This window comes from Pseudonocardia nematodicida, from assembly GCF_040105385.1.
Taxonomy (GTDB): Bacteria; Actinomycetota; Actinomycetes; order Mycobacteriales; family Pseudonocardiaceae; genus Pseudonocardia; species Pseudonocardia nematodicida.
In genome coordinates this window covers 385887-395808 of record NZ_JBEDNQ010000007.1, presented here as the reverse complement: position 1 = coordinate 395808, position 9922 = coordinate 385887, and the positions used below count along the sequence as shown (strand labels likewise).

The following is a 9922-nucleotide window of genomic DNA, read 5'->3' as shown; positions in this document are numbered from 1 at the left end:
AAAAACCCTGACAAACAAACAACTGCGATCCGCCAACCCGACGGGGCCGGGCAACGAACCGTCAAACAATCTGGCATAAAAACGCCAAACATAGCTCGACACACTGTTGAGTTCTCAAAGGACACCCGCGCTCGGAGACCGGGCCGAGTGGCCGTCGCTCCGGGGCGTCTGAGTTGCTCCGGCTCGGAGGCAACTTTCTTATGTTACGTCTCCCTGAGGGCGAGGTCAACCCCTACCTCAGGCGGCCTGATCCCCACCGGAGTGGACATCGGGACCGTCGCCCTCGGTCCGGCTCGGGGGAACCGGCCTGTCGGCCGTCTCCGCTCTCGTCCGTCCCGTCCTGGCGACAAAGAGAAAGTTACAGCACGGGGTCGGGGGGCTCGGAACCGGGGGGTCGGTTCACCCGTCGTCGCAGGTCAACGGTCCTTCGCTCACGCTACGAGGTGTGCAGCCCCGGGGCCGGTGTCAGACTCCGCGCCGGGCACGGGTCCCGGCCCGGTAGGCGCTCACGGCCGGGGAACCGGCGACCCAGTAGCGCCAGGGGCGCTCGGCGGCGTCGGCAACGCCGACCCGGGGCCCCGTCCGTACCTCGTCGGCGACCACTCGCTCCCCCGCCCGCAACCGGACCCGCGACGACGGAGCCGTCAGGTCGAGCCCGTTGTCGTCGCGCCCCAGTCCCAGCAGTGCGGCGAGCCGGGCCGGGCCGCGGGCCAGATCGACGTCGCGACGGGCGGTCGGTCGGCGGGCCCGGGCCACCTCCGGGTCGGAGAGCAGCTCCCCCGCGCGCAGCAGCACTGCGCCGGGTTCCCCGTCGGTCAGGCAAACCACGTTCGCGCAGAAGTGCATGCCGTAGACGAAGTAGACGTAGAGGTGCCCGGCGGGACCGAACATCACGGCGTTGCGCGGTGTCGGACCGCGGTAGCAGTGCGACGCCGGGTCGTCCCGCCCCCGGTAGGCCTCCACCTCGACGAGCCGGACGGCCACCGTGCCCTCGGGGGTGTCGGCCTCCAGCACGCAGCCGAGCAGCCGCTCGGCCACCGGGAGCACGTCGCGGGCGAGCTCGGACCGGTCCAGTGACGCGCCGGGGCCCGGCCGGACGAACCGGCCGGGCCCCGGAGACGAGGACTCGGTGCTCACTCAGCGGCGGGACAGTGCGAGCTGTACGCAGGTGACGACGCCCGCCATGGCCCGCTCGATCTCGTCGAGCGGCGGCAGGGTCGGCGCGAGCCGGATCGTCGCGTCCTGCGGGTCCTTGCCGTACGGGTGGGTCGCCCCGGCCGGGGTCAGCGCGATCCCGGCCTCCTTGGCCAGCCGCACGACCTCGGAGGCGAGCCCGTCGGGCACGGTGAGGCTGACGAAGTAGCCGCCCTTCGGGTTCGTCCAGCTCACGCCCTCGGTGTCGGCGAACGCCTCGGTCAGGAGGCGGTCGACGGCGGCGAACTTGGGCGCGATCAGCTCCCGGTGCGCGGCCATGTGCGCCCGCAGGCCGGCGGTGTCGCGCAGGAAGAGCGCGTGCCGCAGGTGGTTGACCTTGTCCGGGCCGATCGTCTTCTTCGAGGTGAGCTTCACCCACCAGTCGACGTTGGCCTGCGACGCCCCGAAGAACGAGACACCCGCACCGGCGAGGGTGATCTTCGAGGTGGAGCCGAACACCAGCGGGCGGTCCGGGTTGCCGGACTCGGCGGCGAGCGTCAGCACGTCCGCGATCTCCACCTCGTCGGTGGTCAAGTGGTGCACCGCGTAGGCGTTGTCCCACATGATCCGGAAGTCCGGCGCCGCGGTCGGCATCGACGCGAGCCGGCGCACGACCTCGTCGGAGTAGACGACGCCGTCCGGGTTCGAATACTTCGGCACGCACCAGATGCCCTTGATCGACGGGTCGTCGGCGACGAGCCGCTCGACCTCGTCCGTGTCCGGACCGTCCGCCGTCATCGGCACCGTGACCAGGTCGATGCCGAGGCGCTCGCAGACGCCGTAGTGCCGGTCGTAGCCGGGGACGGGCGCGATGAAGGCGACCCGGCCGGCTTCCACCCAGCGGGTGGGGGCGCCGGGGACCGGGGACAGCAGGGCGTGCACGAGCATGTCGTGCATCAGCTCGAGGCTCGCGTTGTTGCTCGCGACCAGCTGTCCGACCGGGACCTGCAGGGCGGGCGCGAAGATCTCCCGCAGCTCGGGCAGGCCCATCAGTCCGCCGTAGTTGCGGGTGTCGGTGTCGTCCGCGGCGCGGTACTCGCCCGCGCCCGGGAGACCGAGCAACGCCTGCGACAGGTCGAGCTGCTCGGACGACGGCTTGCCCCGCGTCAGGTCGAGCGTGAGGCCTGCGGCCTTGAGCTCCTCGTACGCGGTTGCCGGGTCGGTCATGCGGTTCCTCCGGTGAACTCTCTCGCTGCGGCGACGTCGGCGCGCAGAACGTCCAGCTGCTCGGCGACCCGGTCCCCGGCCGTGCCACCCCGCGCGTTCCGCGACGCGATGGAGCCTTCCACGGTCAGGACCTCACGGACACGCGGGTCCAGTGCGGGGTGGACGGCGGCCAGCTCGTCGTCGGTCAGATCCTCCAGACCGACCCCGCGGGCCTCCGCCACCCGGACGCACCCGCCGGCGGCCTCGTGCGCGACCCGGAACGGGACGCCCTCGCGGACCAGCCACTCGGCGACGTCGGTGGCCAGGGTGAAACCGGCCGGAGCCAGCTCGGCGAGCCGGTCGGTGTGGAAGGTCAGGGTCGCCACCATGCCGGCCACCGCGGGGAGCAGGAGCTCCAGCTGGGCGACCGAGTCGAACAGCGGCTCCTTGTCCTCCTGCAGGTCCCGGTTGTAGGCCAGCGGCAGGCCCTTGAGCGTGGTCATCAGGCCGGCCAGGTTCCCGACCAGCCGGCCCGACTTGCCCCGGGCCAGCTCCGCGACGTCCGGGTTCTTCTTCTGCGGCATGATCGAGCTGCCGGTGGAGAACGCGTCGTCGAGGGTGACGTAGCCGAACTCGGCGGTCGCCCAGAGGATGATCTCCTCGGACAGCCGGGACAGGTCGACGCCGATCATCGCGAGTACGAACGCGGCCTCGGCCGCGAAGTCCCGCGACGCGGTCCCGTCGATCGAGTTCGCCGACGACCCGGTGAAGCCGAGCTCGGCGGCGACGGCCTCCGGGTCGAGCCCGAGCGAGGAGCCGGCCAGCGCGCCCGAGCCGTACGGCGAGTACGCGGTGCGCCGGTCCCAGTCCTGCAACCGGTCGACGTCGCGCAGCAGTGCCTGGGCGTGCGCGGCCAGCTGGTGGCCGAGCAGCACCGGCTGCGCGTGCTGCAGGTGGGTGCGGCCGGGCATCGCGGCACCGGGATGTGCCTGCGCCTGGGCGACCAACGCGTCGACGACGTCGAGCACCCCGTCGGCGACCCGGCGGCTCGCCTCACGCAGCCACATCCGGAACTGGGTGGCGACCTGGTCGTTGCGGGACCGGCCGGCGCGCAGCTTGCCGCCCAGGTCGGCGCCCGCGCGCTCGATGAGGCCGCGCTCGAGCGCGGTGTGCACGTCCTCGTCGCCGGGGTCGGGTCCGAACGCACCGGACTCCACGTCGGCAGCGAGCTCGTCGAGCGCCTTGTGCATGCCGGCCAGCTCGTCGTCGGACAGCAGCCCGGCCCGGTGCAGGACCCGGGCGTGCGCCTTCGAGCCACGGATGTCGTAGGGCGCCAGCGCCCAGTCGAAGTGGGTGGACTTGCTCAGCGCGGCGAGCGCGTCGGCGGGGCCGGAGGCGAACCGGCCGCCCCAGAGCGCGGCGCTCACGACGACGCCCCGACGTGACCGGCCACGCCCGGATCCCGGCGCGCGGCGCGCCGGCCGATCGTCACCGAGATGTCCGGACCACCGGAGCTGGCCGGTACGACCCGGTCCGCCATGTCAGTTCTCCTTCGTCACATCGACCGGCACGGCGCCGCCCGGAGGGGCGATGGCCGCCGTGCCCGCCGCATTCGGCAGTTCCTGCAGCCGTCGCGCGAGCTCCGCCCCGGTGCGGGGCTCGCGGGCGACGACGATGATCGTGTCGTCGCCGGCGATGGTGCCGACGACGTCGTGCAGAGCGGCCCGGTCGAGCGCGCTGGCCAGGTAGTGCGCCGCTCCCGGAGGCGTCCGCAGCACCGCAAGGTTCCCACTCGCGTCCGCGGACACCAGCAGCTCCCCCAGCAGGCGGCCGAGCCGGGTGGTGCCGCCCTCGACGCCGCGCACCGGATGACCGCCGTCCTCCGGGATCCGGTAGACCGGGGAGCCCCCGTCGGGGCCGCGCAGCTTCACCGCGCCCAGCTCGTCGAGGTCACGCGACAGCGTCGCCTGGGTGGTCTCGATCCCGTGCAGCTGGTCGAGCAGGACGATCAGCTCGGGCTGGCTGCGCACCGCCCGGTGCCACAGCACGTCCATGATCCTCGCCTGCCGGGTGACCCGGCTGGCGTTTCCCGGGCGCCGTCCACGCTCGCCATCGCTCATGCCTGCTCGGCCCGCAGCAGCCAGGTCAGCAGCGCCTTCTGCGCGTGCAGCCGGTTCTCCGCCTCGTCCCAGACCGCGCTCGCCGGACCGTCGATGACCTCGTCGGTGATCTCGTCGCCGCGGTGGGCGGGCAGGCAGTGCAGCACGATCGCGCCCGGTTCGGCGCGCCCGAGCAGCTCGGCGTTCACCTGGTAGGGCCGGAACGGGGCGACCCGGTCGAGACCGTCCTCCTCCTGACCCATCGACGTCCAGGTGTCGGTGACCAGCACGTCGGCCCCGGCGACGGCCGCGTGCGGGTCGGCGATCAGCTCCACCGATCCGCCGGTGGCCTCGCCCCGGGCCTTGGCGTCCCGCACGACGGCCGGGTCGGGCGTGAATCCGGCCGGAGCCGAGATCCGCACGTTCAGGCCGGCGGTGGTCCCGCCGAGCAGCAGCGAGTGTGCGACGTTGTTGGCGCCGTCCCCGAGGTAGGTCAGCGTCAGCCCGGCGAGCGTGCCGAAGCGTTCCCGGATCGTCTGCAGGTCGGCGAGGACCTGACAGGGGTGGAACTCGTCGGTGAGCGCGTTGACCACCGGCACGGTCGCGGCCGCGGCCATCTCCTCGATCCGCTGCTGCCCGGTGGTGCGCCAGACGATCGCGTCCACGTAGCGGGACAGCACCCGCGAGGTGTCCGAGATCGTCTCACCGCGGCCGAGCTGGCTGGTCGTACCGTCGAGGATCACCGCGGTACCGCCGAGCTGGGTGATCCCCGCCTCGAACGACACCCGGGTGCGGGTGGAGGACTTGTCGAACACGACGGCGACCGCCTTCGGCCCCTCGAGCGGGCGCTCGGCGAACCGGTCGGCCTTGAGCCGGTCGGCGAGGTCGAGGATCGCGGTCTGCTCGGCGGGGGTGAGGTCGTCGTCGCGCAGCAGGTGGCGGACCATCAGTTTCCCTGGCCTTCCTGCGCGGCCGCGGCGGCGTCGAGGATCGACGGCAGCGCGCCGAGGAACTCGTCGGCCTCGGCGTCGGAGAGGGTCAGCGGCGGCGCCAGCCGCAGCCGCTCCGGGGTGGCGTTGTTGACCAGGTAGCCGGCCTCCCGGGCGGCGACGGCGGCCTGGGCGGCGACCGGGCTGCGCAGCCCGACGCCGATGTGCAGCCCGGCCCCGGTCACGCCGCCGACCAGCGGGTGGCCCAGCCCGTCGATCCGGCTGCGGATCTCCTTGCCGAGCCGGTCGACGTGCCCCAGCAGCCCGTCCGTGGCGATCGTGTCGAGGACGGCGAGCGCGGCCGCGCAGGCGATCGGGTTACCGCCGAAGGTGGTGCCGTGCTGACCGGGCTCGAGCAGCGCCGCGGCGTCGCCGATCCCGACGCAGGCGCCGATCGGCAGGCCGCCGCCGAGCCCCTTGGCCAGGGTGACCACGTCCGGGACGACCCCGTGCGCCTGGTGGGCGAACCAGTGCCCGGTGCGCCCGATCCCCGTCTGCACCTCGTCGAGCACCAGCAGCGCGCCACGCTCGGCGGTGATCCGGCGGGCCTCGGCCAGGTAGCCCTCCGGCGGCACGATCACGCCGGCCTCGCCGAGGATCGGCTCCAGGAACACCGCCGCCGTGTCGGAGGTGACCGCGGCATCCAGCGCGGCAAGGTCACCGAACGGGATGTGCGTGACCCCGGGCGGCATCGGCTCGAACGGCGTGCGCTTCGCCGGCTGCCCGGTGAGCGCGAGCGCGCCCATCGTGCGGCCGTGGAAGGCCTCCTCGCAGGCGACGATCCCCGGCCGGCCGGTCCGCCGCGCCATCTTGAACGCGGCCTCGTTGGCCTCGGTACCGGAGTTGCACAGCAGGGTGCGGGCGTCGTCACGGCCGAGCAGCCCCTGCAGGCGCTCGGCGAGCTGCAGCGCCGGATCGGTGATGAAGAAGTTCGAGGTGTGGCCCAGCGTGCGGACCTGCTCGGACACCGCCTCGACGATCGCGGGGTGCGCGTGGCCGAGCGCGTTCACGGCGATGCCGGCGTAGAGGTCGAGGTAGCGGCGGCCCTCGGCATCCCACACGTGGGCGCCCTCGCCGCGGACCAGGGTCAGCGGAGGGGTGCCGTAGTTGTTCATCAGCGCGGTCTGCCACCGCTGTCCGTACGTGCTCATGACCCACTCCCTGCGGCTGCCCCGGTGTCTGCGCCGGGCAGCACCATCGTGCCGACGCCTTCGTGCGTGAAGACCTCGAGCAGCACCGAGTGCGGCACCCGCCCGTCGATCACGTGCGCCTGCCCGACGCCCGAGCGCACCGCGCGCAGGCAGGCCTCCATCTTCGGTGCCATCCCGCTCTCCAGCCGGGGCAGCATCGGCTCCAGCTGGTCGGCGGTCAGCGAGGTGATGATCGAGTCCGGGTCGGGGTAGTTCGCGTAGAGCCCCTCGACGTCGGTGAGCACCACGAGCTTCGCCGCGTCCAGCGCGCCGGCCAGCGCCGCGGCGGCGCTGTCGGCGTTGATGTTGTGCACCTGGCCGTCGGCGTCCGGGGCGATGCCGGCGACGACCGGGATCCGGCCGGCGGCGATGATGTCGAGCACCGCGTCCGGGTTGACCCGCGTCACGTCGCCGACCAGCCCGATGTCCACCGCCTCGCCGCCGACCAGGGCGGTCCGCTTCTCCGCGGTGAACAGCCCGGCGTCCTCACCGGACAGCCCGACCGCGAGCGGCCCGTGCGCGTTGATCAGCCCGACGAGCTCCCGGCCGACCTGGCCGAACAGCACCATCCGGACGATCTCCATCGTCTCCGGGGTGGTGACCCGCAGCCCACCGCGGAACTCGCCGGACATGCCGAGCCGGCCGAGCATGGCGCTGATCTGCGGCCCGCCGCCGTGCACGACGACCGGGTGGATCCCGGCCAGCCGCAGGAACACCATGTCCCGGGCGAAGGCCTGCTTCAGCTCGTCGTCGATCATGGCGTTGCCGCCGTACTTCACCACGACGATCCGGCCGTGGAAGCGCTGCAGCCAGGGCAGCGCCTCGGCCAGCACCGCGGCCTTCTCCCCCGCCCGCTTCAGGCGCTCGGGGGTCTCCGGGCTCGGCGCAACCTGCGGCTGCGGCTCAGGAGGAGTAGGCACTGTTCTCCTCCACATAGGCGTGCGACAGGTCGGTGGTCCGGATCTCGGCGACGTGCCCCTCGGCCCCGCCCGAGAGGCCGAGCTCGACCTCGATCAGGACGTCCCGGCCGGACAGGTCGCAGTCGGCACGGTCCCCGGCGACGACGGCGCCCTTGCACAGCAGCACCCCGTTGATCGTCACGTCGAGCCGCTCCGGGTCGAGCTCGGCGTCGGCGTAACCCGCGGCCGCGGCGACCCGGCCCCAGTTCGGGTCGGAACCGAACATCGCCGTCTTGACCAGGGCATCGCGCGCGATCGTGCGGGCAACGGTCACCGCGTCGTCCTCGGAGGCCGCGCCGGTGACCCGGACGGTGATCCGCTTGCTGACCCCCTCGGCGTCGGCCTGCATCTGCTCGGCCAGGTCGCGACAGACCCGGGTGAGCGCCGCCGTGAACACCGCCGGGTCGGCCTCGACGCCCGAGGCACCGGAGGACAGCACCAGCACGGTGTCGTTGGTGGACATCGAGCCGTCGACGTCCAGCCGGTCGAAGCTGTACTTCACGGCCTCGCGCAGCGCCGCGTCCAGCACCGGCCGGGAGACCACCGCGTCGGTGGTGAGCACGCTGAGCATGGTGGCCATCGACGGGGCGATCATCCCCGCGCCCTTGGTGGTGCCGCCGACCGTCCAGCCGGCCGGGTCGGTGACGGCGGCCTGCTTCGGCACGGTGTCAGTGGTCATGATCGCGCCGGCCACCGCGTCCCCGGCCTCCGGCGTACCCGCCAGCGCGCCGGCCGCCTTCTCCACCCCGGCCAGCAGTGCCGGACGCGGCAGTTGCTCGCCGATCAGGCCGGTGGAGCAGACCGCGACCTCGACCGCGCCACAGCCGAGCACCTCGGCCGCCTTCTCCGCGGTGGCGTGCGCGGTCTGGAAGCCCTCCGGGCCGGTGCAGGCGTTCGCGCCGCCGGAGTTGAGCACGACCACGCGCAGCGCGCCGGTGGTGAGCACCTGCCGTGACCAGAGCACCGGGGCGGCCTTCACCTTGTTCCGGGTGAACACCCCCGCGGCCTCGTTCCGGGGTCCCTCGTTGACGACCAGCGCCAGGTCGGCATTGCCCGACTTCTTGATCCCCGCGGCGATCCCGGCGGCCCGGAATCCCGCGGCTGCGGTCACGCTCACGGTGCCACTCCCGTCGTCGGCAGGCCGGTGGTCTCGGGCAGGCCGAGGGCGAGGTTCATGCACTGGACGGCACCGCCGGCGGTGCCCTTGGTCAGGTTGTCGATCGCGGAGACCGCGACCAGGCGCCGCGCGTCGGGGTCGACGGTGACCTGCAGCGCGACCAGGTTGGAGCCGAGCGTCTGAGCGGTGGTCGGCCACTGGCCCTCGGGCAGGATCCGGACGAACGGCTCCCCGGCGTAGGCCTTCTCGTAGGCCTGCCGGATCGTGGCGGCGTCGGTGGCCGGGTCGGCCAGCGGTGCCGAGCAGGACGCGAGGATGCCGCGAGGGAGCGGGGCGAGGACCGGGGTGAAGCTCACCGAGACCGGCGAGCCCGTCGCGGCGGTCAGGTTCTGCGCGATCTCCGGGGTGTGCCGGTGCGAGCCGCCCACGCCGTAGGCCGACAGCGACCCCATGACCTCGGCACCGAGCAGGTGCGGCTTCAGCGACTTGCCGGCCCCTGAGGTCCCGGTGACGGCGGTGATCACGACGTCGGACTCGACCAGGCCCGCGGCCAGGGCCGGGAACAGCGCCAGGCTGGTCCCGGTGGGGTAACAGCCCGGGACGGCGACCCGGCGGGCACCGACGAGGGACTCGCGGGCGCCGGGCAGCTCGGGCAGGCCGTAGGGCCAGTGCCCGGCGTGCTCGCCGCCGTACCAGCGGTCCCAGGCGTCGGCGTCGGTCAGCCGGTGGTCGGCACCGCAGTCGATCACCAGGGTGTCCTCGCCGAGGGCCGCGGCCAGCTCGGCGGACTTGCCGTGCGGCAGGGCGAGGAACACCGCGTCGTGTCCGGCGAGGATCTCCGGGGTGCTCTCGGCGAGCACGCGGTCGGCGAGCGGGGCCAGATGCGGCTGGTGCTCGCCCAGACGCGTACCGGCGTTCCCGCCGGCCGTCAGGGCTCCGATCTCGACGTCCGGGTGGGCCAGGAGGAGCCGGAGCAGCTCTCCCCCGGCGTACCCGCTGGCTCCCGCCACTGCGATGCGTACCACGATGGATGATTATGCACGATGGCGGAATTCCATGCAATCCGGTTTCCGCCGGCCGGCCGGATCTGCCCGCCACCCCGGCGCTGCCGCACCCTGTGGCCGCGCGCCGCGACCGTCGCGGAGGTCGCGGCGGCGGGCGATGGGTCGCGGCACCCGGCGTCACCCCGCGGGCCCGTTCGCGATCGCGACGCTCCGCGCCGGAAAAC

Annotated in this window: 9 protein-coding genes; all 9 read right to left on the bottom strand. The window is 73.3% G+C overall.

All coding sequences use genetic code 11. The annotated features are described in order from the left end of the window. Positions 1-465: 465 nt before the first annotated feature. Positions 466-1074: a DNA-3-methyladenine glycosylase gene (locus tag WIS52_RS19045; protein WP_349299652.1), complete on the bottom strand. Its 609-nt coding sequence runs from the start codon at positions 1072-1074 to the stop codon at positions 466-468. A gap of 63 nt (positions 1075-1137) precedes the next feature. Next, positions 1138-2361, bottom strand: a complete 1224-nt coding sequence (locus tag WIS52_RS19040; RefSeq protein ID WP_349299625.1) for an aminotransferase class I/II-fold pyridoxal phosphate-dependent enzyme — start codon at positions 2359-2361, stop codon at positions 1138-1140. Then, the gene (gene argH / locus WIS52_RS19035; RefSeq protein WP_349299624.1) at positions 2358-3767 is read right to left on the bottom strand and encodes an argininosuccinate lyase; all 1410 of its coding nucleotides are present in this window, start codon (positions 3765-3767) and stop codon (positions 2358-2360) included. The genes WIS52_RS19040 and argH overlap by 4 nt, the downstream gene beginning before the upstream one ends. Before the next feature lie 114 nt (positions 3768-3881). Beyond that, positions 3882-4460, bottom strand: coding sequence for an arginine repressor (locus WIS52_RS19030; RefSeq protein WP_349299623.1), 579 nt, complete (start codon positions 4458-4460; stop codon positions 3882-3884). Then, positions 4457-5386, bottom strand: coding sequence for an ornithine carbamoyltransferase (gene argF, locus WIS52_RS19025; RefSeq protein WP_349299622.1), 930 nt, complete (start codon positions 5384-5386; stop codon positions 4457-4459). Before argF ends, WIS52_RS19030 begins: the two co-directional genes overlap by 4 nt. Then, the gene (locus WIS52_RS19020) at positions 5386-6579 is read right to left on the bottom strand and encodes an acetylornithine transaminase (RefSeq protein WP_349299621.1); all 1194 of its coding nucleotides are present in this window, start codon (positions 6577-6579) and stop codon (positions 5386-5388) included. Before WIS52_RS19020 ends, argF begins: the two co-directional genes overlap by 1 nt. Beyond that, on the bottom strand, positions 6576-7538 hold the full coding sequence (gene argB / locus WIS52_RS19015) for an acetylglutamate kinase (RefSeq protein WP_349299620.1): 963 nt from the start codon (positions 7536-7538) through the stop codon (positions 6576-6578). Before argB ends, WIS52_RS19020 begins: the two co-directional genes overlap by 4 nt. After that, a complete protein-coding gene (gene argJ, locus WIS52_RS19010) occupies positions 7522-8694 on the bottom strand; it encodes a bifunctional glutamate N-acetyltransferase/amino-acid acetyltransferase ArgJ (RefSeq protein WP_349299619.1) in 1173 nt (390 codons plus the stop codon). Before argJ ends, argB begins: the two co-directional genes overlap by 17 nt. Then, positions 8691-9722: an N-acetyl-gamma-glutamyl-phosphate reductase gene (gene argC, locus WIS52_RS19005; RefSeq protein ID WP_349299651.1), complete on the bottom strand. Its 1032-nt coding sequence runs from the start codon at positions 9720-9722 to the stop codon at positions 8691-8693. Before argC ends, argJ begins: the two co-directional genes overlap by 4 nt. Between the last annotated feature and the right edge of the window lie 200 nt (positions 9723-9922).

What these genes read in the sequence shown, in the direction of transcription:
- argF (WP_349299622.1), bottom strand. Translation starts at nt 5,386, where the DNA reads ATGGTCCGCCACCTGCTGCGCGACGACGACCTCACCCCCGCCGAGCAG.
- WIS52_RS19040 (WP_349299625.1), bottom strand. Translation starts at nt 2,361, where the DNA reads ATGACCGACCCGGCAACCGCGTACGAGGAGCTCAAGGCCGCAGGCCTC.
- WIS52_RS19030 (WP_349299623.1), bottom strand. Translation starts at nt 4,460, where the DNA reads ATGAGCGATGGCGAGCGTGGACGGCGCCCGGGAAACGCCAGCCGGGTC.
- WIS52_RS19020 (WP_349299621.1), bottom strand. Translation starts at nt 6,579, where the DNA reads ATGAGCACGTACGGACAGCGGTGGCAGACCGCGCTGATGAACAACTAC.